This is a genomic window from Enterococcus phoeniculicola ATCC BAA-412, assembly GCF_000407505.1.
GTDB classification, from domain to species: Bacteria; Bacillota; Bacilli; order Lactobacillales; family Enterococcaceae; genus Enterococcus_K; species Enterococcus_K phoeniculicola.
The window spans coordinates 423,550-449,659 of record NZ_ASWE01000002.1; the positions used below are offsets into that span (position 1 = coordinate 423,550).

Consider the following 26,110-nt stretch of genomic DNA (forward strand, 5'->3'; position numbering starts at 1 on the left):
TGTAGAAGGTGGGTGAAATGAATTAAAGATTATCTATTAGTACAAAAAATTAAGAATGGTGACACGGATGCTTGGGAGCTTTTAGTAAATAAATACTACGACCGAATTTTTTCTTATTGTGTTCGGCGATGTTTTGGAGATCGGGTGCTGGCTGCTGATTTGACACAGGATATATTTTTGAAATTAATTGAAAACATCAATCGTTATCGTTTCACTGGAAAATTCCATAACTATCTCTTCACGATTGCTGTAAACACCTGTCGAAATCATTTTTCAAAAAAGAAATTTAAGGAGGAACAATTAGAAGATTACTTGTATTTTGATAAGGAAGAACGAAAAAGAGATACTTTGGTGATTCAAGAAGAGGAGCAGCTTGTTCAGCAAGCATTAGATCAGCTAAATGAGAATCAGAAAGAAGCAATTCTATTAAAATATTTTTATGATTTTAAAGTGAAAGAAATTGCTAAAATTATGGGTACATCTGTTCCGACTACTCAATCAAGAATTCACCAAGGAATGAAAAAATTAGAAGGAATCCTTAACAGAAAGGAGTTTGACAATGTCCAATGAGACCAAAAAAAAATTATTGAATACCTTTGTTTTTTCTGATAATAAAAGACGTCAACTTATAATAGAACAGGGGAAAAAGGAACTTTTTAAGAATCAATTAACCCGTCATTCCTATGTAAACTTAGCTATGTCAACGATTCGATTTATCTCAATCAAAACGTGGTTAATGCAGTTTTTGGTAGTCCTTTTAATTCTTGTAACAACCATGTCTCATGTGTTTGATCAGTCTTCGTCGAAAACAATTATCAATAGTTATCTTATCTGTTTGATTTTTTCCATTCTGTTCTTTTTAGACGAAATTTATAAAAGCTTCATCTCAGGGATGTGGGCACTGGAACAAAGCTTTAAGTACGATTTGAGACAACATACGCTAGTAAAGCTTATGATATTCGGTTTCTTAGATTTACTGATAATTTTATTTATTTCGCTGGTGGCAAAAGCTGCATTGGCACTTTCAATTATTCACCTGACACTCTATTTACTGGTTCCCTATAACATTTTCTGTCTCTTGATTTTTTCAACGGTGACGATGTGGCGCAATAGTATCAGCCGTTTTTCTTTATGGATTATTGCAGGAATGATTAGCGCGGGAACACTTTTTGTAGTGACTTTTTTTGATGTTTATAAACTTAATATTTATTATTGGAGCAGCTCGCTAGCAGTAACTTTAATTGCTTTAATTCTTGTTATTTATATGCAAGTAAAAACAAATATTTGGAGGTAGATTAAATGGAATTGACTATAAAAAATATTTCAAAAGAATATGAAGGGACATCAGTACTTAACAACGTCACATTTCAGTTAAAACCGGGCGTTTACGGATTATTAGGTGCAAATGGTGCTGGAAAAACAACCCTCTTTCGGATTCTTTGTGGTTTATTAAAGCCTACTAAAGGAAGTGTTTTGTACAATCAGCAAGAGATACTTAAACAAGCAGATAATTATAGAAGTATCTTAGGTTTTTTACCACAGGACTTTCGCTACTACGATGAATTTACAGGATTAAAATTTATGCGGTATATTGCAGCATTAAAAGGGCTAAACAATAATACTGCAAAAAAGCGGTGTGTTGAGCTACTAAAATTGGTTGGTTTAGAAGCGGTCAAAAACAAAAAAATTAAAGAGTATTCTGGTGGAATGAAGCAGCGTCTAGGTATTGCCCAATCAATGATTAATGATCCAGAAATATTAATTTTAGATGAGCCTACAGTTGGACTTGATCCTAAAGAGCGCGTTCGTTTTAGAAATTTAATCTCTTCTTTTTCAACAGAAAAAATTGTGATTTTATCAACGCATATAGTCTCTGATATTGAGTACATTGCAGATGAAATTTTAGTTTTAAAACGTGGAAATTTAGAAACCCGTGGAACAGCAAGTGAACTACTAAAAGAGATACAGGGTGCAGTATGGGAATGCCTTGTTCCAGAGTCTTCAGTAAAACGATTGATGCAGATATATACCATTAGTAATCAGAAACATACAGAAAATGGTATGGTTCTAAGGATTGTGAACCAAGAAATGCCAGTTGAAAATGCGCAGCCTGTTCCACCAACATTAGAAGATTTATATCTTTACTATTTTCGAGAGGATGTAGTTGAACTATGAGCCTTTTTAGCTATGAATGGTCTAAGATTATTAAGAATAAAACTGTTATAGGGGCATTAGTTGTTAGTCTGATTATTTCTGGAGGAATATTTTTTATTGGGTATAACTATAGTCAAAATCATATGAGTCAAACAAGTAACAGTGAAAAGGGCTATTCAACAATTGACAATAAAATTAATATGGAGTATACAGGGGATTTGACTGATGGAATGGTAAAAAAAATAGTGAATGATTATGTGAAGTTAACAAGTGAAGAGTTAAAAGACAAAGGATTTGCATCTGGAGAAGGACCTTTTTATCTATTTTACTGGGAAGTGGCGCAAACATTTTTAAAAATGGGTCCAGAGAATTTGTCAACATATTTGAATGAGTTGTTGAATTCTGGAAAAGAAGTAACAGAAAGCAATCTCAATCTGGAGCTGAATTCTGTAGACTCTATTGGCTTTAAAACCTTTCATCATCCGTTAAAGTTTGGTAATTATATCCCCTGGAGTGATTTTTTCCGAGTAATAGGAAACTTATTTATCTTGTGTAATCTTCTTGTTGTATTCATTTGTTCGCTACTTTTTTCTAATGATACAAGTACACAGATTAATCAGCTTTTATTTTCTACTAAACTTGGGCGAACAAAGTTAAACATCGCTAAAATTGGTGTAGGGAATCTAATTTCAGTGTTATTATTTTTCTTTTTTCAGATATTAAATTTTGTTGTTTTCTCAGCAATGTTTGATATAAACGGTGGTAGTTCAAATATTCAAACAAACTTATCAATGAATTTGTTTCATTTTCCAATGGACTGGAATCATTGGCAAGTGTATGCCTTTATTGTAGGTTTACAACTTACGGGTCTTTTGTTTACAGCAAGTATTACTACTTTTGTATCGTCTATGGCAAAATCGCCTATGGCTGCTTTTTCAATTTCTTTAGGCTTGTTCTTTCTTCCTTATTTTTTAAAAGAATTGATCAAAACCGGAATAGTAAATGAACTGCTATATCTATTTCCGATGAATTTTGCCAGTCCTAATCAAATATTAAGCATTCTTTCCTCAGATAATTTTATTTTCAATTCTTTTTTGGAAAATTCAGCTTTAATAATCATCTCCTTACTCGTAGTTAAAATAATAGCTGAAGGGATGATTTATCTTCGGATGAAAGCGTGGCGATATGCATAGCGTAATACATTAAAGTAAGCAAAGGTAGGTGAAACTTCTTATTTATTAGTAAGCAAAACAATAAATGTTAAATGAACATATCTAATTCTTCCGTACTATAGAACCTCTTATTTTTTGGTAAATGCCTTCGTTTACTGAAAAAAGGAGGTTCTTTTGTTTACCAAGGAGAAGATTGATGATAAAAAGAGGTCGAGATAGAAGTGTTCAGCTTCAAGAAATAAGAAGGAATTCACGAAGATTGCTCCTCAAATCTTTGGAAAATTCAGCTTATTTTCGAAGCCTTCAACTCTAGCATGTTCCATGCGTAGAAGTTGTTGAGAGCGAAACGCAGTGGAGATGAGTTACTTCTGTTCCCAACCTTTATTAAGATTTTACGAAGGTGAGGAACAACTTAATTAGTTATGTCCCACTCTCAAGTAGCGAGTAAAAAAATCATATTTCCAGTGTAGAAGCTATGTTAAACAATGGTATAATCAACAAGGATATAAACTTAATGAGAGTAACAGAAGAAAATGGGGGAGAATAAGAAAAATTCTACCGACAAAAGTTTGTGTATTTAAACTATCAATAAACTCATTCAGAAAGGATTTACCAATGGAAAAAGCAATTTTTACGAATATGTGTATGATTGAAGATGGTGAGGGGAGGGTCCTCGTTCAAGAAAGACTGAAAAAGGATTGGCCAGGTGTAACTTTTCCTGGGGGACATGTTGAAAAAGGTGAATCGTTTGTGGATTCTGTGATAAGGGAAGTAAAAGAAGAAACGGGGTTAACCATTCAACAGCCTGCTTTATGTGGTGTGAAGCAATTCCAAACAAATACAGACGAAAGATATGTCGTATTTTTATATAAAGCAACGAGCTATGAGGGGATTGTAACGAATTCAAAAGAGGGACCCGTATTTTGGGTGAAAAAATCTGAGCTTCACACCTATTCTTTGGCATCAGACTTTCTTGAAATGTTAGACGTGTTTGATGACCCAGCGCTTTCAGAATTTTTTTATTCAACTGGAACAGATGGGACACGGAGTCTTCTTTTGAAATAAAAAGCAGTTTTCTAGGAGAGGGAGTTTCTCTTAAATTAAAAAACTTTGATTAATCACTGCATAGTGTACGCCATAGAGAAAGTAAGGAAAATGAGTCATTTTTCCATGATAGTTTTTGGTTCTAATAATCTTGTGTTACACTGTTAGAAAACTTTGAGAAGGTGAGTTCTTGAATACGTACCATTGTTCATGTCTGTGTAAAGCAATCTCTTTTTCTGTTTCACTAAAAAATCTTTCTATTGAAGTCTGTCATTGTTCTATGTGTAGAAAAATGATGGGTAGCAGTGGGTTTCTAGGAATGGAATGTGTTGGTGGGATAACGTTGACAGAAAATGCGGCACTTCATATCTATCATTCCTCAGATTCAGGGCAGAGAGGTTTCTGTCAGTGTTGTGGCACGAGTCTTTTTTACTATTTTGTTCCAGAGAATAAATTTTTTATTCCTGCGGGAGTTATCGATGATTTACCTGAAGAAAAAGTAAGTATGACTGCAGAAATTTATTATGATAACAAACCTTGTTACTATGAATATGTTGGTGAAACAAAAAAATTTACTGAAGCAGACTTTCAATAATTAATGTTTTATCCTGCAAACAAAATTTATATATCATAAATAAATGCTCTAAGCGCTCTCCTTTGTATTGGATTTTAAAAATCAGTACAAAGGTTTTTTGTCGGAATTTTTTTATTTATGGCATTACCTGTAAGAAAACAATAAATTGCCTGATTTAATAAGGATTCAAGTAATACTTTAGTCTAAGAAAGAAATTATTTATTGTGAATAAGTGATAGAACAGGTAATATGACAACAGAAAATTATAGAGATTGGGGAAAATTTTATGCAAATTGGAGAAAAAATTAAATTTTTACGCATGCAAAATAATCTGACACAAAGTGAACTTGCTAAGCAATTAAATGTTTCTAGTCAGGCGGTTTCAAATTGGGAACGGCAAAAAGGATATCCAGATATTGGGAATTTGATTACTCTCTCAGATAAATTTGAACTTTCTTTAGATGAATTGATTAAAGAGGATATCGATTTTAAAGAACGACTTTTAGAGAAAAAAGTTGAGAATAAACTAGATCTGTACATGAATTGTCTATTCTTATTGCTTGGGAGTCTAGGAATTATCTACGAGTTTACTTGGTATCTGCTAAGAGAAAAAGAAGTCAGTATATTTATCCTAGTAGTTTCTTTTTTTATGATTATTGATGGCGTTCTATTTCTTAAAAAACGGACAAAAAAAACTACAATCAATTAACCAAAAGGGGGAACTAGCAAAAAAAATGGAGATAATTAGTATTGTTTATTCAATATCAGCCCCCTGTTTTAACAAATGAGCTTTCATTTTTGCTTGTTCATAAAAACATCACCTAGAGGAATAAAAGCAAGTGTTTATCCTACTTTTAAACTAGATGATGTTTTTTTGTTAGCTATTTTTTCTTTTTTGTATAGTAAAAAATTCCGACATATTGTATGAATAATCCAAGAACAAGGACAAATACCACAACATATTTCCCAGTTGAAGTATTAAAATAAGAGACTGCTGCAGGAACTCTGTAAAGAATACCTAAAATTGAGAACATAAGCACTGGCGGGATAAAAGGAATCCAGCTAGATTTTTCTTGTTGACTTATAAATAAGTACAAAAGAAGAATCAAACAAGCAACGATAAGAACAATCCCTGTGTTACCCTGGATTGAAAGTTGTAAAGGTGTTTTTATGAAGAGCAAAATAAGAATCATCAGTGAAAAACTCATGATAAAGAACATATATAAACTTATTTTAGCTCGCTTTGATTTGTATTGATACACACTATACCCTAAGAGTCTGAGTATTCCAAAGATACAAATTGTTGCAAAAATACCGGCTATTAAGTAACTGCCAACATCAATTTTTTTATCGGGAGTGATAAATGATGGAATTAATGCAAAAAGTAAGTAACAGCCAAATCCAGTTAAAATGAGTTTAACCGTGTCAAAAAGATTAATAGGCAAATTTTGAATTAGTTCATCTGCAAGATATTTAGGGTTTTGACCAAAGTATTCTTCAGCTGAAATTCCTTTTTCTTGAGCGTCGACGATATCTTGAAGGATTTCTAATAACATTTCTTCAGATTTATGTTCATCTCTTATTAGCGACTTTGTTCGTACATAGATAATTAGATTTTCATAAAATTGTCCATTTTCAGTAGTAAGTTCATTTTGAAGAGCTTCATTTATTTTGATGAGTTCACTCGTCTTCATTGCGTTCATTCCTTTCGATTAATTGATTTACACTCGTTGATAATGTCTTCCATTGGGTAATAAATTTTTGTTTCTCCTCTAAACCTTCCGCTGTAATCGAGTAATACTTCCGCATAGGCCCATTTTCTGATGGACGCATATTACCAATAATTAGTTTCTTTTTTTCAAGGGTTAGCAGTAATGGATAAATAGTTCCGTTTGAAATATTTGTAAAACCATATTCTGATAGCCGTTCACTTAGTTTATAGCCGTAAAGTTCTTCTTTTGAGAGTAATGAAAGGATGCTTCCTGTTAGAACTCCTTTAAGCATTTGCGAATCTATTTTACTTGGCAATTTTCTCACCTCTTACTATTATGCTTTACAAGGTAATGATAAACGATGCTCACTATATTGTAAAGCATAATAGCTAAAAATAATTAACTACTGAAAAACTTCCTTTTGACTAGTTTAATAAATACAGAGAAATTCACTAGCAGAGTCATCGCTTTTCCTTTGATTTCTAAAGACCCTTATTCTAAATCAAAAGTTTTGAGAAAAATGAGCTGTTCTATATTTCCAACCTTTTGCCAAGAATCAAAAAAATGAAAGTGACATTTAAAATAGTCTGTTCAGATCCAGAGATACCTCAGACAATAATTTTTTTGTAACCAAAACAGAAGAATTAATTTATACGGAAATGATTTGAAAATTTAGTGATATACTATAAGGAAATATGGGAAACAGATAGAAATGTTTAATAAAAGCTATCATAGGTTGTCTATTGATTAAAAAAAAGAAAAGGCTCTATTTGCCCGTATAAATATTTGCAAGAAACTGAGGTGAAAGAAATGAAACCTAAGATTACTCAGGTCCATCCGATAACATCAACAAATTTTCATTTACTGCAAATAGAAGATTCTGTAGTGATACAGGTAAAGCAAGGACGGAATATCTTAAAAAATGAATGGACAAAAAATGATTATCAATCAAGTAATGAGTATGCGATGGATTTATTATTTACATATAAAGAAAAGATACTCTATTCTGCTACAGACGAAAACTACTGGTGTCCTACTTGTGAGCGACTGATTAGAAGATATGCTTATAATTTGGAGGAAGAGATTCTTCAACAGCTATCGAACTATCGGCAAGTGATGGGAAAAAGTAGTATCTTTCAGGAAATTATTGAAGCGAACAAACCATTACTTGAACTTTTACCATCTGGCTCTTACACACTTTCTTTACGAAAAGTATTTCCAACCTATGGCGAACAAGCTTGTTTTATTGATTTTCTTTCAGGCAGCCTAACCGCATCGGCAGATAGCTATTATGAGTTTATGGACAATGAACCGATGACAGTAGAAGCATCAACTATTTATATGCTTCCCACGCAAGAAAAAGAACGATTAAATGAAGATACGCTTAAGGAGTATAGAAAAAAAGATATGCTGGGCTATGGTGTTGTTTGGGGATTTTGTGGGTTTCTTGGCTGTCTGTTAGATGGACATCACAAAGCAATGATTGCTTACGAAAGAAATCAACCGCTCGATTGTTTTGTTATTGAGCCATACATAGAGGGGCAGCCTCTTTGGAAAAAAAATGAAGGTGTTTTCCCTAAAAAGAGATTTCCAGAAATACCAACGATTTCAGAATTTTGCTTTCTCCAAAATTTTATTGATGAAAAAGAAATGAACAGCCAAGAAGAACTACTTTCTTATTTTACAGCAATTCTCGAAAGAAAAATGATACCACAAGAAGGGGAGATGGATCAGTTTATTCATTTGGTTGCTTATTTTTTCCCTGAACGCTTAAAGGAGCTGTATGCAATTATTTCCACTACGTACCCTTATAAATCTTTGAGAGAGCGATTCTTTCATTTTTTAGCAAGGCAAGCGCGTTCTTTAGAAATTGAGAAGATTATGTTGGATTTTCTAATTTATGATGATTATGAGTCACCTCAAGCAACAAAAATATGTGAAGACTATTTTAGATAATAGTAGCTTAGTGTGAATAATTGGAGGAGATACTAATGACACTTATATATAAACAACTAGCAATTGATTTTCACTGCAGTCCAGAGACGATTGCTTTACCAGATTCTTTTTTTACAACTTATAAAGGAACGAGCGATTCACGTTATCATGCAAGAAATGAAGGCAATCTTGTTTGCCAAAATGGACGATTGCTTTGCCGAACAACCAATGTTGCATTGACCCAGGAACTTAGAGAAAAATATGCATCAGTAAAGGCTGAATGGTTTTGCGAAATGTCCAATTTGTATGCACTTAATCAAATACTTTCTAAGTATGACTTAGAAATTCAATCGATTGTTCCTTTCTTCATTCCCGATGGTCAAGTGATTGATGATATAGCTAAAGAAAATTACCAATTCCATTCTGAAAAAGAGATACCTGCTTTTAAAAATGATAAACGAATTCGGCAGTCCTTTTGTTATTCTGAGGATGATCCAGACAAACTTGGCCTTTCTTATACTGAAAATGGAAAGTTACTTGCGATGGGTGGAGCGAATCATCAAGGAAAATATACGTGGGAGATTGGAATTGAACGGATAGAGGACGGTGGACCAAAATACCTTGCAAGTAAACTGGTAAGAAAGCTTGTTGCTAAAATTCAAACCGACTATCCTGATGTACTACCGATTTATTCTACTCAATTTTCGCATGTTCAATCCATCAATGTTGCCATTCATGCCGGATTAAAATTGGGCTGGACAGAAATTATCATTGGAAAGAAGAACTGAATGAACGTGTATTGCTTAATAAGCGAACGAATAAAACAATCTAAATGGAGATGTTAACGATTATGAATGAAGAGGAATTGAAACAGCTTCTCATAGAAAATGCTCAATTGAAAAAGATACTGACGATTATAGAGGCACTTCAATTACGAGACTGTTGGTTATGTGCAGGAACCATTCGAAATTTTATTTGGAATTATCTATCTGGAATGAACGAGCTGGATACAACCAATGATGTAGATGTGGTTTTTTTTGATCCAACCGTTAGCTATGAAGAGACCTTACAGATTGAAAAGTGGTTGAAAAAAACGTATCCTAACTGGAATTGGGAACTTAAAAATGAGGTCTATATGCACATTCACAATCCGGAAACACTTCCTTATAAAGACAGTTATGATGCGATTGAAAAATTTCCAGAAACCTGTACATCTATTGCTGCTAGACTAAATGGAAATCAGCTGGAGTTGATGGCTCCCCATGGTATTGAAGATATGGTTCATTTTATTGTTCAGCCAACGCCGCATTTCAAAGAATCCGTTGTTAGAGGGAAAATTTATCAAAAGCGTGTTCGACAAAAAAATTGGAAAAAAACGTGGGAAAAAATTCAGATTATAGAAATTGATAATCTATAAATGGAAAATGATTAAGAGAATGCTTAGAAAAAGAAGGGGGAACCTGACTTTTTCTAAGCTTTTTTATTGAAAAAATAATTATTGAAGTCGTTATTGTTGAAACGAACGTTTGTTTGCTTCATACTTAAACTTATTGTCAGTAAGGAGCGTTGTATATGTCATTATTTTTTCAAACACTGAATGAACGAAAAGAAGAGCTGGTCACAGCAATTTTTCAGCATTTAGCTATTTCTTTGGCCGCTTTAATTGGTGCGATAGTTATTGCAATTCCACTAGCTATCATGTTGTCTACCCGAAAAAAAGCAGCAGAGGTGATGCTGCAAGTTACTAGTGTGTTACAAACTATTCCCTCACTTGCATTATTAGGGCTACTCATTCCATTCGTGGGAATTGGGACACTGCCTGCATTAATTGCCTTAATCGTCTATGCGTTACTGCCTATTTTTCAAAATACGTATATTGGACTCTCAGAAATTGATCCTTCGATTGAAGAAGCAGCCATTGCATTTGGAATGTCCCGTTTTCGACGATTAATAAAAGTAGAGCTACCAATTGCACTACCTGTAATTGTCTCAGGAATTCGGACAGCACTCGTTATGATTATCGGAACAGCAACTTTAGCGGCACTTATTGGTGCAGGGGGGCTGGGCACATTTATCTTATTAGGGATAGATAGAAATAATCCTACGCTAACCTTAATTGGTGCGATGAGTGCTGCTTTATTAGCTATTCTGGTTAGTTCACTCATACGATTTTTACAAAAAAGAAAACCTCGAGTAACGTTATTCACCCTTGCATTTTTATTGATTGGATTTGCAGGAATTGGTATCAGTCAAAGTACTCTTTTTTCAAAAGAAACTGTAGTTATTGCGGGGAAACTTGGAGCTGAACCGGATATTCTTATTCACATGTATAAAGAATTAATTGAGGAGCGCAACCCTAAAATAGAAGTAGAGCTAAAAAGTAACTTTGGGAAAACAAATTTTCTCTTCAGCGCACTACAACATGATCAGATTACTGTATATCCTGAATTTACTGGAACGGTTTTAGAAAGTTTAGTAACGCTTAAAGACTCTGAGAAGCCTTCAAACTCTTCAGAAGAGGTGTATGAAAAAGCTAAACAATTGCTTGAACAACAATACGCGATGACATTTCTTGAGCCGATGACCTATCAGAATACGTATGCGTTAGCTGTAAAACGGACATTTGCAGAAGAAAATCAGCTAACAAAAATTTCTGATTTAGCAAAGATTCAAAATAAAATTCATGCAGGATTTACACTAGAATTTATTGATCGTTCTGATGGCTATAAAGGAATTCAGGAGTTGTATCAGATGAGTTTTGATACGCAAGCGATGGAACCAGCTCTTCGTTATCAGGCAATAAATAATGGAGAGGTAAATGTAATTGATGCCTATTCTACGGATAGTGAATTAAAAGAATATGATCTTGTTCGACTCGAAGACGATCAACACTTGTTTCCTCCGTATCAAGGCGCTCCGTTAATGAAACAAACAACCGCTGAAGAAATGCCAGAGCTTGTGGAAGCGTTGAACCAATTATCTGGAAAGATTACAGAACAGCAAATGAGTGAGCTGAACTATTTAGTGAACGTAGAAAATCAGTCGCCAGAAAAGGTGGCGCATGATTTCTTAGTTAAAGAAGGATTGTTAGAGGAGGAGAAGAAGTGAATCCAATCATTGAATTCAAACATGTAGGAAAATCCTATGGAGAGAAAAAAATTATTGAAGACCTCAATCTGTCTATTCTTCCAAATGAAATTTTTGTTTTAGTTGGTCCTTCTGGGAGTGGAAAAACAACAACACTAAAAATGATTAATGGGTTGTCCACAGCTACTGAAGGTGATATTTATTTTAAACATCAGAAACTCACTGACTATGATATTCAAAAAATGCGTTGGCAAATGGGGTATGTTCTTCAGCAGATTGCTTTATTTCCAACAATGACAGTTAAAGAAAATATTGAAGTAATCCCTGAAATATTAGGGTGGAAAAAAGAAAGACGTTCTGAACGAGTGGATGAGTTATTAGAACAGGTTGGCTTAGAGCCGGCTCTTTATCGAGAGCGGATGCCCAAGGAACTTTCGGGAGGAGAGCAACAGAGAATTGGTATTCTACGAGCTATTGCCGCACAGCCAGACCTAATCTTAATGGATGAACCATTTAGTGCATTAGATCCAATTTCTCGACTTTCATTACAGGAGCTTGTGATTAATCTCCAAAGAGAATTGAAAAATACAATTGTCTTTGTTACACACAATATGAATGAAGCCATTAAGCTAGGGGACAGAATAGCTGTCATGAAGAATGGACAAGTGGTTCAATGTGATACACCTGATAAAATCCAAAAAGAACCAGCAAATGAATTCGTTCAAACGTTCTTTGAAGAAACAGAGGAAAACCGCTCGCTTTCAGCTATTTCTGTTAAAGAGCTGATGAGTCAAAAGCAAGCTTCGGCGAAAAAATTAGTAGAACATTCCTTATGTATTTGCGAAACAGCTAAACTGGGTGAGTTATTTTCTTTGTTAGCAAAAGAACCTGCTGTTTCAATTGTAAATGACAAAGGAGAGTATATAGGAGAACTCACTCAAAGTGACGTATTTGCATTTTTAAGTGAGAGAGAAGACGGTTAAGAGAGAAATGAACGCGATAGTATACAAAAGAAGAAACCCAAAGAAATCCGTATAAAACTAGTAAGTTCAAAAAAATATCGCTCAAGCCTACTAGTTTTTGTTTCAATAAAATGATGCATGATAGTTAGAAAGCATCTGCATTTTACGAGTATTTTTATTCGTCTAAAAAGCGGATATAGTTTTATGAAAAAATAAAACGGGCAGTTTGAGCACCAGTGCTTTTTACATCTATACAGTTTGTCTAAAAGAGAGTTAAGCAAGTGGCGTGTAGACAGATTTATACCTATGGAGAAGCTGGAATTAGAGTCAGTCTCTTAAAAAACTAACTAATAGAGAGAAATTATATAGTGGACAAGTCTGTCCTCTATTTTTTTCAGACTAAATATGATACAGTAGAAGCGAAAATATGTTCGTATGAGGTGATGAGAAATGAAAACGACGCTGACAATTGAAATGGAGCTTTCGTTGTATGCCTATTGTGTGGAGCTAGGGGCAGTAGTTGTTGAGGAGGTAACGATGCCAGAGGATAAGGGAATTGTTGACACATTGAGTTGTTTTATGTTCCCAGACGGAAAAAGAGAATGGCGTTGTTATGAGTTAAAAGTATCTAAGGCAGATTTTCGTTCTGCAGCCAAGCTTTCATTTATCGGACATTATAACTATTATGTTTTACCCAAATCATTATACGAACAAGTGATGGAGGAAATTCCACGCGAGATTGGTGTATTAGTTTATCGTCCGTACGTCTCAGAAGAAAAAACAGATGTACCAGGAACGTTTAGCATAGTGAAAAAACCGCAACGAAAAGAGTTGGAAGTAGAAGAAGAAGCGCTAACGAATCGGTTTATGGCGTCATTATTTAGAGAAGTAAGAAAAGCTAAACGAATGGAAAAAGGAGTTCGCTATTTTCCTACAGAAGAATTGTATAAAGAATTGAAAAATCGTACTACTTTTTTGGGTGTAGCTGGAGAATCTCTGCTTTACGAAACATTTAAGGAAGAGCTGGAGAACCAAGCGGTAACAGAGCTGACAGAAGAATTAACCGCATTAAAAAAAGATTACGAATTTCTAAAGAATCGGCAGACTGTTCGCAGACGTGCAACAGAGCCTTTGGAGTGAGCGTATGTATTATCCTTATTTAAGAGGCAAACAATTTGATTTACTTGCTCTAAATGAAGCTGTAAATCGTAAGCTTCTTTCAAAAAAAGTCCAACCTATCATTGAGCCTGTGAAGGATTCGGCAACAATTAAAAAAACGATTTTACTTTTTCAACAAAAAAATCAACCTTTGTATGTAATTCAAAATCCTCAGGTAGGACAATATAGATTATTTGAAGAACCTGTTCATACGTGGTCGCTTCTGGAAAATCAGGCTGTTCAGTCTGCAAGGATTGTCACTGAGGAGAATGCCATTGATTCTTTAAATAGGAACGCTCCTTTGTATATTTTTGATGCCGCACAGCCTGTCAGTTCAACTAGTACACTTCAAAAGTTTGCCGGTTTGGAAGGGAAAAAACTTATTCCCGATCAGAGTAGATTTCGTATTTGGTTTCCTGAAAATAAAATTATTATAAATGATGCATTTCATTTACCGAAAAGAAGTAGTGACTATTGGTTCAAATCTGATGATTTTTATTCGGATCATCATTTATATTATCAAGAAGACGGTTTTTCTGGTTTCTCTGATTATACAATTGACGAAAGTTTTTATTCGGACAAAGGATTTCCTAGTGTGGCAATTGTTTTACACCTTACGTACTTCGATGCTTACGGAAATATTCGTATAAAGCATTTTTCATCAGATAGTAATGATACTTGGGGAAACCAATCAGAAAAGTTTTTTGAGGCATTGACCAAACTTTCAGTATGGACGAGAAAACATGCGGATCAGTTGTTGATTACCGAAGGGATGAAAGAATTACTGAATTATCAAATACTTCAAAAATTTCCAGGGTTAGGAAGTATAAAAAAATGGAGTTTACTCCACCATCTAGAATTAATTAGTGCTTATTTAGAAGAAGGAGAGCATTGGAGAAATAGATCGAAATCGCTTGACGAATGAGAGCGGGTGCCTCGGAGGAAAACGACTTGTTTTTTGGCGATAGTGTTTGCTATACTTTTTTTATAATAGTGGTTGGAGGAAACTTGAAATGGAGATTTCATTAAGAAAAGCAAAAAAAGCAGACTGTGAGAAAATCATGCAGTTAATTGAACAAGCCAAAGAATTTCTGAAACAGCAAGGCTCTCCACAGTGGCAAAAAGGGCATGGTCCGAAAAAAGAAACAATTCTTCGTGACATCGAAAAAGAAGAGAGCTATCTTTTGATTGCTGATAATCAAATTGTAGGAACGGCTGCTCTAGTTTCAGGGATTGATCCAGTGTATACTGCGATTACAGGTACATGGAAAAAAACAGACACTGCCTATGTCTCTATCCATCGTGTCGCAATTGATGGAACGATTCGAGGAAATAGACTTGCCAAACAGTTATTAAATGGGCTTGTTTCTATAGCAAAAAAAGAAGGAATAAAAGATGTTCGGATAGACACTTATCCTGCAAATGTTATTATGGAAAAAGCAATATTTTCTAGCGGATTTACCTATCAAGGAATGATTGAATTTCCCATTCCTGATGGCGAAAGAAAAGCCTATCAATTTACTGAATAATAAATAAAATCATCATCCTATCAAAATGAGCGAAACCAACTAAGTATTGAACGTTCTTTGATAGGTTTTTTTGTTTTTATTCAGAGGAAAACCATCTAATCTAACATATGAATAGACGCTAAAATAAATCGTGCTATACTATTGGTAATTAATTGATTTTAAGTAGGGGGGACAGCAAGAATGAAGGCTATTTATACTCAAAACCTGACGAAAAAATATAAGAAAAAAACTGCGATTGATAATGTTTCACTTTCCATAGAAGAAGGAGAAATTTACGGATTCATTGGACCAAATGGTGCTGGGAAATCAACAACAATCAAACTATTAATGAATTTTATTTATCCGGATGAAGGAACAGCGGAAATTTTTGGTTTAGATAGTGTACGTGACGCAAAGAAAATCCGAGAAATGACGGGGTATGTTTCTAGTGATGTGCGTTTTTATCCTCAGATGAATACCTATCAACTTTTAGAGACTGTTTGCGATTTTCATCAGATAAAAAATATGAAAAAAACGATTGATTACTATATAGAAAAATTTGATATAGATCCCAAGAAGAAATCTGCTGAGCTATCTCTTGGAAATAAAAAGAAGATTGCTATCGTAGCGGCTTTACTCATAAAACCGAGGCTGTTAATCCTAGATGAACCTACTAATGGACTTGATCCGTTGATGCAGCATCGTTTGTTTGAAGAAATTGAGCAAAAAAACAAAGAAGGAATGACGATATTTCTATCAAGTCATGACTTAAATGAAATTCAGCAGCATGCAAATTCAGCAGCCTTTATTCGTCAAGGAAAGATTATTACTGTCCAAGATATTCAAAGTGAACGTTCGCTTGGTAAAATTGTCCAGCTGTCAGGTAGTCATCTAGACCCTAGGATTTTTAAGATTCCAGGAATACAGTTATTAAAACAAGAGGATAACTCTGCTCGGTTGTTGGTAAATCTATCCAAACAACAGCTGATAGCTCTTATTTCAGATAAAAGTATTGAAGATTTTTCTGTAACTGTACCAAACTTAGAGGATCAATTTATGTCTCTATATGAAGGGGGAAACCAAGATGATTCTCTTTAGATTGGAGTGGAGGAGTTTTCGGAAAAGTCTAGTGATTTGGTCCGTATTATTCGTCAGTTTGATTAGTATATTTGGGATTATCTACCCTCAAATGTATACACCTGAAATGCGAACAACTATGGATCAAATGCTAAAGGGACTTTCTCCTGAACTATTAAAATCATTTAATATTATTAGTAGTGGTCCGGCAAGTCTTATGACTGCGACAGGCTTTTTTGGTTACTATTTTCAGTATATGTTTATTGCTGCTTGTATATTTGCTAGTCTATCTGGAAGTAATGCACTAATCAAAGAAGAGTCTGATGGAACCATTGAGTTTTTATATGCTCAACCGATAACACGCGTTCAAATAGTTTTACAGAAATTTTTTGCCCACGCATGTAAGCTGCTTATTTTCTGGCTTATTTCGTGGGGAAGTGCACTAGTGGTCTTTTTAGGGACAAAGCAGCAAGGGGATAGTCTCGGAGAATTTATGAAGGAACTAAATCGTGTATTTTTAGGTGAATTTCTTATTTTACTCTTTTTCTTAGCTTTAGGCTTTCTATTTTCAACGATGCTGACCTCAAGCAAACAAGCATCTGGGCTTTCATTAGGCATCGTTTTTGGTTTTTACTTAGTAGGAATTATTTCGGGATTATTACCCAATTTGGAAAAACTGAAAAATATTTCACCAATAAGTTTAGGTATTCCAGCAATAATTATTCAAGATAAATTGCATTATGGCGGGGTAATCGCTGTGTTCATTGTGCTGTTTCTTATAGCGAGCCTCTATTTATATCAAAAAAAAGATTTGCATGTGTAAGAGAAGAAACAAGAAGATAGCTGACTGAGAAAAATGCACAGTTATCTTCTTGTTTCTTTTTGTTGTGTATCAATAGTAGAGAGAAGCGTTGTTTTTAATTCGTTTAAGGGCTTTTCTGCATCTAAAAAAATTGCAGCAGGAATCGTTAAAAGATCCTTTTTATTCTTTAAATCTTCTTCAAATAGTGCAATACGTTTGTCAAGTTCTGCTTTTTTTTCGTTTCGAATGTGTAAACGTTCAATCATCGTTTTTTTGGAAATCGTCAAAAATATAGGAACGATTTGTTGACCATACTTTTTATAAAGAGTCCAAAAACCAGTAGAAGTAAGGACATCGTAGCAGTTATCAGTCGCTAATTTTTCTTCTAGTGTCTCTTTTGTGACACCATAATAGAAATCACCATAAATGTCATACTCTGCAAAGGAATCGGCTTGAATCATTTGTTCAAATTGTTCGTTTGAAACAAAATAATAGTCCTTTTGATTTTGTTCACCCTTTCGAATGGGTCTCGTAGTATAGGAGATAATCTTTTGATTCTCTGAAAAGACATGACTAGCAAGTGTTGTTTTTCCTGATCCACTGGGTCCAATGAAAATATAGCAATGGTTTTTCAAAAAAATCCTCCTTTATATAGACCGTTTCATTCTATCAGTATACCTGTTTTTTGAATTTGAGACAAAGAAGAGTGTAGAAGATATAAAAAATGATCACTTTTCTTTATTTTTAATGAGAATAAAGTTGTCTATTTCTGGAGATTGTCTGTACTAAAAATGACTATTTAAATTTTTTTGTTTCTAAAAATAGAGAACAAACGTTGATTTTACAATGTATACAATAAAAGATCGTTATTTCTAATTTATCCTCATAGTTTAAAATACTTAATCATTTTCAAATAAAACAAAAGAATTGATTTACAAAACTGGCTTTTGTAGGCTAATATATGTAGTATCTAGAAGAAAGATTAAGTGATAGATCGGGATGCTTACTTTTTCAAATTTTAGAAAAATAAAACGGTCATTTTTTTGTATTATCAGAATGTTTTTAGCTTATAGGGGTGTAGGCTTTTAACAGATAGTACAGACACAGTTATCAATTGTTTGGGCAGTTGAGATCGTTCATATTAGGGGGAAAATTATATGTATTTATGGGATTTAGACTTGGAAGCCTATTTTACTGAAAGAATGGATCGTGAAATTGCTTCTGAAAGAGAGTATTTTCTAGTTGATAAATTTAAGAAAATTTCAAAAAAAGTAAATCAGTTGATGGCCGCAATCACACCCAGTAATTGCGTGGAGAGTCTGAAAACAATTATCAAAGAAGAAGGAAAACTGAATCTTTGTGTCTTTTATTTAACAGAAGACGAATTTGATAGTGACAATGACCAGTTAAATGAGCTTGATCAACGAATTGAGAAAGATTACATGGACTACTTAGCATTTATTGACTCAAAAACACAATTTGATTGTGATCAATATCTTTTGTTAAATAATATCATTGCAGAAAAAGAATTGGAAAAAGCTAGAATGATGTAAATTTATTTTTAATGATGAGGAACTAATGGAACCTTTTAAAAATGGAAAGTTATCTATAAAAAAATGCTAGAAAATGACTTTAACTAATAGGTTGTTTCCTAGCATTTTTATGTTTTAAAAAAAGAAAAACATTTTTTGCGTAAGTTACTTTGTGAAGGTTAAATTATACGATTTAGATGAATAAGTTAGGCATAACTTTGCTAAGTTATCTATTTCTTGTAATAAAAAAAACGCTTTTCTGCTATTGCGTAAGGAAATAATTTGTTTTTTTCAGTAAAAAAATTTTTCTGGCAGGATAAAATATGTTATTATATATCCAAAGGAGAATTATTCTTAAAAAGGAGGAAATTTTAAATGACTAGACGTAACAGTCTGCGCTTCAAACAATCAATCGCTGTATTTAGTGCAGTCGCAGTAGTATTTACTCAGTCTGCACCAGCATTTGCGAATGTTGAAAATTTAGCAAATACATTAAATACCAGTACTGCAGAACAAAGTGAAACACCAAATTCAGAAGTTGAGCAAGGGACTGAGGTACCAGTTGAGGAACCAGGAGATGAATCAACACCTGCTGAACCAACTGAACCAAGCACACCAGATTTACCAGAAGAATCTTCAGATGAGGTGCCAACAGAACCTAGCGAATCAGAATCATCAACGGAATCTAGTGAGACGAGCACGTCTACACAACCGGAAGAAACAACTGATTCTACTGAAACAGATTCAACCTCAACAACTGATTCAAGTACAACTACAGATTCAACAACTAGTTCAAGCAGCTCGACAAATTCTAGCTCAAGTAGTTCAAGTAACTCAACAAGTTCTAGTTCAACTAATCAATCAACAGGTTCGAACACGTCTGGTGATACAAAACCAAGTACTTCTAATGAACCTGTGACTATTCCATCAGGGCCAGTGGTTAACTCAGATGGAAATGCAATATTAGATAGTTCTCTACAGGTTGATAGTCTGACAGATTCAGACTTAAATGGTTATGAGTTGCCTCTTTTAGGTTCTTTAAATAATACGAAGATGGCTGCTGTTATTGCAGAATCACTAAAACAATTAAACAAACCGTATGAAAAAGATGCAAAAGGACCAGATTCTTTTGATAATGTTCTCTTTATAGATTCTATTTATAGTGAATTATTTACTACTTCCATAGGAAAAACTTTGGAAGAGCAAGTTGAGTTTGGAACAAAAATCGCTACAGCTACGGCGAAACCCGGAGATTTACTTTTCTGGGAAAAGGATGGGAAAGTGACAAAAGTTGGCATTTATTTAGGTCAACAAAAAGTCATTTATGTAGATACTCAAGCGAAGAAAAAAGAAGATAACAAAGTAAAAATTGAAGCAGTGGTCATCAAGAATGAAAAAACAAAAAAAGATGAACAACCTTCATATGCGGTAGATGTACTGAAACATTTAAAATTAAATGACTATGGTGAAAAAGTAGTTAAAACATATGCTGCAACGTTAGATTTCCAAAAAAATCCAACCACTGAAAACTTTATCGAGGTTATTGGTGAAGATGCTAGAAAATTAGGACTGGAATATGACGTTTTTGCTTCAGTCATGATTGCTCAAGCCATTTTAGAGAGCGGATCTGGCAGCAGCGGTTTATCAAGCGCACCACACTATAACTTATTTGGTATTAAAGGATCATTTAATGGGCAATCTGCTGTATTTACGACAAATGAAGATGACGGAAAAGGCAATTTATATGAAATCAAATCTGCATTTAGAAGTTATTCAAGTTATCGTGATTCCCTTTCTGATTATGTAAAATTACTTCGTCAAGGGATTTCTGGCAATAGTGATTTTTATAAGGGTGTATGGCGCTCTGAATCCAAAAATTATTTGCAGGCAACTGCTGCTTTGACTGGAAAATATGCAACGGATACACAATATAGTAATAAACTTAATTCAATTATTGCTGCATATAACCTTACACGCTTTGATGAGCCAGATAAATCTAAGGGTGTGAAAACACAAACAAGTATGATTATTGAAGCACGTGATCAAATTCCAAATGCTTACCGTGAACAAATGATTTATCCAGATTTTGATGGGGTAAACTATAATGCTTCAGGATCATATCCTATAGGACAATGTACATGGTATGTGTATAATCGTTTTGCTCAACTAGGAAAAACAGTAGATGAATATATGGGAAATGGTGGCGAATGGGGTGCTAAAGGTGCTGCATTAGGCTATGAAGTAACAGATGAGCCAACAGTTGGTTATGCAATTAGCTTCCATCCAGGTGTTGCAGGATCAAGCTCTGTCTACGGACACGTAGCCTTTGTTGAAGCTGTAGGAACAGATGGAATACTTGTTTCTGAAGGGAATGTTGTTAGTCCCGATGTAGTTTCTTACCGTGTTATTCCGATGTCAATTGCTAAATCAGATCTAGTTGATTATATCGCACCAAAATAATTCGACAAACACAGTGAGATAACCGTTGATTTATAAGAATAAACGTTAACCTGCCAATTTTAGGCAGGTTTTTTTGGTTAAAAAAGAGAAGTATATTTGTCTGGCTGCCGTTAAATCGATCAGTCTAAAAGTAGTGATAAAAAAGCTTAAATAATAGTTGTTTCATCGTACAACTATTGCTATTATTAAGTGGTAAAGGACGGTGCCAAATGAATAAACGTTTGAAAAAGAAAACTGCCTATAAAAAATATATTCGAGATATTTTTATCGGCTATGAAACTATGTTGGAAAATCCCTCATTAGATGAGTTAACATTCCAATACTTACATGAAGAAACAATTCTTAGAAGAGATGAAAAAAGACAAATTCGTTTTATTACACATGATAAAGACTAGTTTAAGCTAGTCTTTTTTTTATAATTTAAAAAAAGGTTTGACATCTAATCTGTTTTCATGTAAATTATAGATCAATAAGAAATATAAATTTCCAGTGAGAAGGAAAGTACATTTTATTAATTTTCAAGAGAGACTCTGGTTGGTGTGAAGAGTTAATGAGGTAAAATGGAAAATGGCCTTTGAGGGTAATTGTCGATAAGTAGGCAATTTTCGGGTAGCTCTCCGTTATCAGGAGCACCAATCAATTGGTTGGGTTTAAGGAAGGCGTAAGCTTTCAAAAAAAGGTGGTACCACGAGCAATCGTCCTTTTATCAGATATTCTGATAAAAGGACTTTTTTTTTATAAAAAAATACGTAGATATGGAAAGTATTTAATAGAGAAAAGATTAGCAGAGAGCCCTGTTTGCTGAAAATGGGTGATCTTTTCATTAAAGAAAATGGCCATTGAGTATTCATTGCCGAACAAATAATTCTGTAAGGTAGTGACGGATGCATTCGTTAACATGCTAGAGTATGAAGTACTCGAAGAGGGATATTCTGCGAAGAATATCTAAATAGAGGTGGTAACACGCGAAAAGCGTCCTCAAGCTGATGAAGTATCGTCAGTTTGAGGACGCTTTTTATTTTTATAAAAAGTAAAAAAATAAGGAGTGAGATAAATGATTGAGTTAACAAATATTGATGTCATCTTTCAACAAAAGAAAGAAAAAATAGAAGCAGTGAAAAATGTGAATTTGAAAATAGATAAAAAAGATGTTTTTGGTATTGTAGGATATTCTGGAGCAGGTAAAAGTTCTCTTGTCCGAGTAATTAACTATTTACAAAAACCGACGAATGGGAAAGTTGTAATTGATAATGTTGAATTGGGACAATTATCAGCTAGAGAACTTCGAAAAGAAAGAAAAAAGATTGGAATGATTTTTCAGCATTTTAATCTTATGAGTGCAAGAACAATTTCTGATAATGTTGAATTTTCATTAAAATATTCAGGAAAATCAAAAAAAGAAAGAAAGGATAAAGTAATAGAGCTTTTAGCGCTAGTTGGTTTATCTGATAAAAAAGATGCGTATCCAAGCCAGTTGTCTGGCGGACAAAAGCAACGTGTTGCAATAGCACGAGCATTGGCAAATGATCCAGAAATACTTTTATGTGATGAAGCAACTAGTGCATTAGACCCAAAAACAACCTTACAGATATTAGATTTATTACGAAAATTAAATAAAGAACTGGGATTAACCATTGTACTGATTACACATGAAATGCAAGTGGTAAAAGAAATTTGTAACAAAGTAGCTGTTATGGAGAATGGTCGAATTATTGAACAAAATGACAGTGTTTCAATTTTTAGTGATCCAAGAAAAGAGCTGACTAAAGATTTTATTCGAACAGCGACACATGTTGATCAAGCATTAGAAACTATTTTAAATCATCCGACACTCTCGCAGTTAGAATCAAATGAATTATTGGTTGAATTTTCATATGTTGGAGATCAAACAAGTGAACCACTGATTTCTAAATTATATAGTCAATATCAAGTAACGACGAATATCTTGTATGGCAATGTGGAAATTATTCAAAATACACCAATTGGTAGCTTGATTGTCACCTTAAAAGGAGAAGCACAGCAGCGAATGAAGGCTTTTAATTATTTGCATAGTCAACAAGTGAAAACGAGAGTTATCAAACGTAATGACTCAACAGATAGCATTCATGTATTAGGGGGGAAGACAAATGAATCAATTTATTAAGACGTATTTACCCAATGTCAGCGAAATACCTGACGAATTTGTTAAAGCAACTAGTCAAACGCTATATATGACATTTTGGACAGCCTTAATTGCTGGGGTATTAGGGATTCTGCTAGGCGTTTTATTAGTAGCAATTGGACCCCGGGGGATATTAGAAAATCGTGTAGTCTATGGAGTTTTAGATAAAATAATCAATACGATCCGATCCATCCCATTTATTATCATGTTGCCATTATTTGCGGTAACAACACGATTTTTAGTTGGAACTACGATTGGTGAAAAGGCGGCTCTTGTTCCACTGATTATTGGAGTGATTCCCTTCTATGCACGACAAATTGAAAATGCTCTGCTTGAAGTTGATCCTGGAGTAATAGAAGCAGCACAAGCAATGGGAACCAGTCCTTTTGGAATTATTTTTAGAATTTATTTAGTTGAGGGGGTTTCTAGTATCGTTCGAGTATCTGCTGTCACAATTATTAACGTAATAGGATTAACTGCAATGGCAGGTGCAGTTGGTGCAGGAGGTCTAGGAAACTTGGCTATTTCTAGAGGCTATAATCGATTTCAGACAGATGTCACAATTGTTGCAACATTGCTTATCTTATTACTAGTATTTATCAGTCAGTTTATTAGTAATTTGATTATAAAGAAAACAACTCACTAAAAAATTTAGAAAAAAGAAATGGATAAAGGGGAAATAAACATGAAAAAATTTGGAAAAATAATAATTGCAGCACTTACTTTACTCGTTATAACAGGATGCAGTAATGGCTCTGAGAAAAAAGCAAATGCTAAGGAAGAAAAAACAACAGTAAAATTAGGAATTATTGGTGCGGATACAGATGTATGGGATAGTGTAAAAGATCGCTTGGCAAAAGAAGGAATTGAACTAGAGTATGTCCAATTTAGCGACTATAATCAACCTAATGCAGCTCTAGCTGATGGATCAATTGATTTAAATTCATTTCAGCATCAATTTTTCTTAGATAACTATAATAAAGAACACAAAACAGATTTAATCTCAATTGGAAATACCGTCAATGCACCTTTAGGAATCTATTCAAACAAAGTAAAGGATATTTCTGAATTAAAAGACGGGGCAGAAATTTCAATACCTAATGATGTAACAAATGGTGGAAGAGCTCTTCTTTTATTACAAACAGCAGGGTTGATTAAATTAGCTGATGGCAGTGGACAAGCTCCTACTGTTTCAGACATAACTGAAAACAAAAAAGAATTGAAAATTAATGAACTCGATGCTTCACAAACAGCAAGAAGTTTAAGTGATGTTGATGTAGCGGTAATCAATAGTGGTGTAGCTGTTGATTCAGGTTTAGTACCAAACAAAGACGCTATTTATCTTGAGCCTGTAGATGATAATGCAAGGCCATATGTAAATATTATTGTTGCCCGTAAAGAAGATAAAGAAAATAAAGTCTATCAAAAAGTAGTTGATACCTATCAAACAAAAGAAACGGAAAAAGTGATTGCTGAAACATCAAAAGGCTCAAGTGTCCCTGCTTGGGATACTTTTGGAAAGAAATAGGAGGAAACATAAATGACAACAATAGTAGACGAGCAGGTAATTACTAGTGAATTAGAGTCTGTAAAAAAGAGAGTAATCGACTTAAGAAGACATTTCCATCAATATCCAGAAGCAAGCTTAAAAGAATATGAAACAATTGCCCGGATTAAAGAAGAATTAACGAAAATTGGCCTTCCTTATGAACCTGTAGGTGAAACAGGAGCAATTGCAACCTTAATAGGAGAAAAGGGACCTGGAAAAACTTTAATTTTACGTGCGGATATTGACGCATTAGAACTAGAGGATAAAACAAATAAAGAGTATGCTTCTAAGAATCCAGGATTAAATCATGCATGTGGTCATGATGGGCATGCAGCAGCTCTACTGGGTGCAGCACAGGTACTAACAAATTTAAAAAGAGAGTTTTCTGGAACAATTAAATTTGCTTTTCAGCAGGCTGAAGAGATAGGTGCTGGCGCGAAACAATTTGTTAAAGGTGGTTTTTTAGACAGTGCGGACCAAGTGTTTGGTATCCATCTTGATTCAGGAATAGAAGTTGGAAAGTTAGTTGCAACACAAGGAGCAACGAATGCTTCATGCGATATTTTTAAAATTGAAATTGAAGGATTCAGCAGTCATGTAGCAAGACCTCAAGCAGGTCGTGATGCGCTTGTCGCTGCAGCTGCAGTGGTTACAGAGTTGCAGACGATTGTAGCTAGAGAAATAGATCCGCTTGATCCGGTTGTAGTTGGAATAGGCGTTTTAAAAGCGGGAACTCGCTATAATATTGTGGCTAGTCATGCTGTGATTGAAGGGACAGTTAGAAGCTTTAGCTTTGAAACACGTGAGTTTGTATTGAAAAGAGTTGAAGAAATTGCAAATAAGGTGGCAGATTCACACAGAACCAAAATAACGAATTTTGAACGTTATGATGCAGCGGCTCCCCTTATTAATGAAAAACAAGCAACGATATTAGCGCAACAAGTAGCTTCTGAAATTGTAGGTATAGAAAATGTAATTACAGATAATCCAAAAAGTTTAGGAGCAGATGACTTTGCAGATTTTTTAGCGAAGGCTCCAGGGGTATACGGCAGAGTTGGGACAAGAAATCTAGAAAATGAAGAGACGCAATATGGTCATCATCACGAAAAATTTGATATTGATGAGCGTGGACTTGCTCTAGCAACTGCCTATCATGTTCAGTATGCACTAACTTATTTAAATTAAAGAGAATCTATCTAGTATATAGAAATGTTATTTAAAAA

27 protein-coding genes and 2 other annotated features are annotated in these 26,110 nt (G+C 34.2%); of the genes, 24 read left to right on the plus strand and 3 right to left on the minus strand.

The features are described from left to right. Positions 1-48 precede the first annotated feature (48 nt). The 7 genes from I589_RS08725 (at position 49) to I589_RS08755 (ending at position 5,653) form a co-directional block, all read left to right on the plus strand. Positions 49-570 carry an RNA polymerase sigma factor gene (locus I589_RS08725; RefSeq protein ID WP_345917500.1) on the plus strand — a complete coding sequence of 174 codons (522 nt, stop codon included), beginning with the start codon at positions 49-51 and terminating at the stop codon, positions 568-570. After that, positions 560-1,294 (plus strand): hypothetical protein, encoded by a 735-nt coding sequence (locus I589_RS08730; protein WP_010768462.1) that lies wholly within the window; start codon positions 560-562, stop codon positions 1,292-1,294. Before I589_RS08725 ends, I589_RS08730 begins: the two co-directional genes overlap by 11 nt. 5 nt (positions 1,295-1,299) lie before the next feature. Continuing rightward, entirely contained in the window at positions 1,300-2,175 is an 876-nt protein-coding gene (locus I589_RS08735; RefSeq protein ID WP_010768461.1) for an ABC transporter ATP-binding protein, read from the plus strand. After that, on the plus strand, positions 2,172-3,347 hold the full coding sequence (locus I589_RS08740; protein ID WP_010768460.1) for an ABC transporter permease: 1,176 nt from the start codon (positions 2,172-2,174) through the stop codon (positions 3,345-3,347). The genes I589_RS08735 and I589_RS08740 overlap by 4 nt, the downstream gene beginning before the upstream one ends. A 594-nt stretch (positions 3,348-3,941) precedes the next feature. After that, entirely contained in the window at positions 3,942-4,391 is a 450-nt protein-coding gene (locus I589_RS08745) for an 8-oxo-dGTP diphosphatase (protein WP_010768459.1), read from the plus strand. A 169-nt stretch (positions 4,392-4,560) separates the two neighbouring features. Beyond that, on the plus strand, positions 4,561-4,965 hold the full coding sequence (locus I589_RS08750; RefSeq protein WP_010768458.1) for a GFA family protein: 405 nt from the start codon (positions 4,561-4,563) through the stop codon (positions 4,963-4,965). Between the two features lie 265 nt (positions 4,966-5,230). Continuing rightward, positions 5,231-5,653 carry a helix-turn-helix domain-containing protein gene (locus I589_RS08755; RefSeq protein WP_010768457.1) on the plus strand — a complete coding sequence of 141 codons (423 nt, stop codon included), beginning with the start codon at positions 5,231-5,233 and terminating at the stop codon, positions 5,651-5,653. A gap of 172 nt (positions 5,654-5,825) precedes the next feature. On the opposite strand, the gene I589_RS08760 is transcribed toward I589_RS08755, so the two are convergent. Both I589_RS08760 and I589_RS08765 read right to left on the minus strand, forming a co-directional pair. Then, positions 5,826-6,638 carry a DUF1129 domain-containing protein gene (locus tag I589_RS08760; RefSeq protein WP_010768456.1) on the minus strand — a complete coding sequence of 271 codons (813 nt, stop codon included), beginning with the start codon at positions 6,636-6,638 and terminating at the stop codon, positions 5,826-5,828. Further along, a complete protein-coding gene (locus I589_RS08765) occupies positions 6,625-6,972 on the minus strand; it encodes a PadR family transcriptional regulator (protein WP_010768455.1) in 348 nt (115 codons plus the stop codon). Before I589_RS08765 ends, I589_RS08760 begins: the two co-directional genes overlap by 14 nt. Before the next feature lie 494 nt (positions 6,973-7,466). Between I589_RS08765 and I589_RS08770 the strand changes: the two genes are divergently transcribed. The 10 genes from I589_RS08770 to I589_RS08815 all read left to right on the plus strand — a co-directional run bounded on the left by I589_RS08770 (position 7,467) and on the right by I589_RS08815 (position 17,206). After that, positions 7,467-8,612, plus strand: a complete 1,146-nt coding sequence (locus I589_RS08770; RefSeq protein ID WP_010768454.1) for a hypothetical protein — start codon at positions 7,467-7,469, stop codon at positions 8,610-8,612. A 35-nt stretch (positions 8,613-8,647) separates the two neighbouring features. Next, positions 8,648-9,379 carry a hypothetical protein gene (locus tag I589_RS08775; protein ID WP_010768453.1) on the plus strand — a complete coding sequence of 244 codons (732 nt, stop codon included), beginning with the start codon at positions 8,648-8,650 and terminating at the stop codon, positions 9,377-9,379. 62 nt (positions 9,380-9,441) lie between these two features. After that, positions 9,442-10,008 carry a nucleotidyltransferase family protein gene (locus tag I589_RS08780; protein ID WP_010768452.1) on the plus strand — a complete coding sequence of 189 codons (567 nt, stop codon included), beginning with the start codon at positions 9,442-9,444 and terminating at the stop codon, positions 10,006-10,008. A 155-nt stretch (positions 10,009-10,163) separates the two neighbouring features. Then, the gene (locus tag I589_RS08785) at positions 10,164-11,699 is read left to right on the plus strand and encodes an ABC transporter permease/substrate-binding protein (RefSeq protein WP_010768451.1); all 1,536 of its coding nucleotides are present in this window, start codon (positions 10,164-10,166) and stop codon (positions 11,697-11,699) included. After that, entirely contained in the window at positions 11,696-12,661 is a 966-nt protein-coding gene (locus I589_RS08790) for an ABC transporter ATP-binding protein (protein ID WP_010768450.1), read from the plus strand. Before I589_RS08785 ends, I589_RS08790 begins: the two co-directional genes overlap by 4 nt. Positions 12,662-13,090: 429 nt before the next feature. Beyond that, positions 13,091-13,780 (plus strand): hypothetical protein, encoded by a 690-nt coding sequence (locus I589_RS08795; protein ID WP_010768449.1) that lies wholly within the window; start codon positions 13,091-13,093, stop codon positions 13,778-13,780. A gap of 4 nt (positions 13,781-13,784) precedes the next feature. Further along, the gene (locus I589_RS08800) at positions 13,785-14,723 is read left to right on the plus strand and encodes a sce7725 family protein (protein ID WP_010768448.1); all 939 of its coding nucleotides are present in this window, start codon (positions 13,785-13,787) and stop codon (positions 14,721-14,723) included. A gap of 94 nt (positions 14,724-14,817) precedes the next feature. Continuing rightward, positions 14,818-15,327 carry a GNAT family N-acetyltransferase gene (locus I589_RS08805; protein ID WP_034685077.1) on the plus strand — a complete coding sequence of 170 codons (510 nt, stop codon included), beginning with the start codon at positions 14,818-14,820 and terminating at the stop codon, positions 15,325-15,327. Between the two features lie 180 nt (positions 15,328-15,507). Further along, positions 15,508-16,404 carry an ABC transporter ATP-binding protein gene (locus tag I589_RS08810; RefSeq protein ID WP_010768446.1) on the plus strand — a complete coding sequence of 299 codons (897 nt, stop codon included), beginning with the start codon at positions 15,508-15,510 and terminating at the stop codon, positions 16,402-16,404. Next, positions 16,391-17,206 (plus strand): ABC transporter permease subunit, encoded by an 816-nt coding sequence (locus I589_RS08815; RefSeq protein WP_010768445.1) that lies wholly within the window; start codon positions 16,391-16,393, stop codon positions 17,204-17,206. Before I589_RS08810 ends, I589_RS08815 begins: the two co-directional genes overlap by 14 nt. Positions 17,207-17,247: 41 nt before the next feature. Here the strand turns inward: I589_RS08815 and I589_RS08820 are convergent, their stop codons facing one another. After that, positions 17,248-17,820 (minus strand): guanylate kinase, encoded by a 573-nt coding sequence (locus I589_RS08820; protein WP_010768444.1) that lies wholly within the window; start codon positions 17,818-17,820, stop codon positions 17,248-17,250. 522 nt (positions 17,821-18,342) lie between these two features. On the opposite strand from I589_RS08820, the gene I589_RS08825 reads away from it, so the two are divergent. From I589_RS08825 to I589_RS08855, 7 genes are all read left to right on the plus strand, one after another. After that, on the plus strand, positions 18,343-18,738 hold the full coding sequence (locus tag I589_RS08825) for a hypothetical protein (RefSeq protein WP_010768443.1): 396 nt from the start codon (positions 18,343-18,345) through the stop codon (positions 18,736-18,738). A gap of 354 nt (positions 18,739-19,092) precedes the next feature. Beyond that, complete coding sequence (locus tag I589_RS08830; RefSeq protein ID WP_010768442.1) at positions 19,093-21,177, plus strand: glucosaminidase domain-containing protein; 2,085 nt, start codon at positions 19,093-19,095, stop codon at positions 21,175-21,177. A 209-nt stretch (positions 21,178-21,386) separates the two neighbouring features. Further along, positions 21,387-21,572, plus strand: coding sequence for a hypothetical protein (locus tag I589_RS08835; protein WP_010768441.1), 186 nt, complete (start codon positions 21,387-21,389; stop codon positions 21,570-21,572). Between the two features lie 85 nt (positions 21,573-21,657). Further along, positions 21,658-21,883: a binding site (T-box leader), on the plus strand. 35 nt (positions 21,884-21,918) lie between these two features. Continuing rightward, positions 21,919-22,160, plus strand: a binding site (T-box leader). Between the two features lie 71 nt (positions 22,161-22,231). Then, positions 22,232-23,320, plus strand: coding sequence for a methionine ABC transporter ATP-binding protein (locus tag I589_RS08840; protein ID WP_010768440.1), 1,089 nt, complete (start codon positions 22,232-22,234; stop codon positions 23,318-23,320). Next, a complete protein-coding gene (locus I589_RS08845) occupies positions 23,304-23,984 on the plus strand; it encodes a methionine ABC transporter permease (protein WP_010768439.1) in 681 nt (226 codons plus the stop codon). The genes I589_RS08840 and I589_RS08845 overlap by 17 nt, the downstream gene beginning before the upstream one ends. A gap of 39 nt (positions 23,985-24,023) precedes the next feature. After that, positions 24,024-24,866, plus strand: coding sequence for a MetQ/NlpA family ABC transporter substrate-binding protein (locus tag I589_RS08850; protein WP_010768438.1), 843 nt, complete (start codon positions 24,024-24,026; stop codon positions 24,864-24,866). Between the two features lie 12 nt (positions 24,867-24,878). Further along, positions 24,879-26,072, plus strand: a complete 1,194-nt coding sequence (locus I589_RS08855) for an amidohydrolase (protein WP_010768437.1) — start codon at positions 24,879-24,881, stop codon at positions 26,070-26,072. The last annotated feature ends 38 nt before the right edge of the window (positions 26,073-26,110 follow it).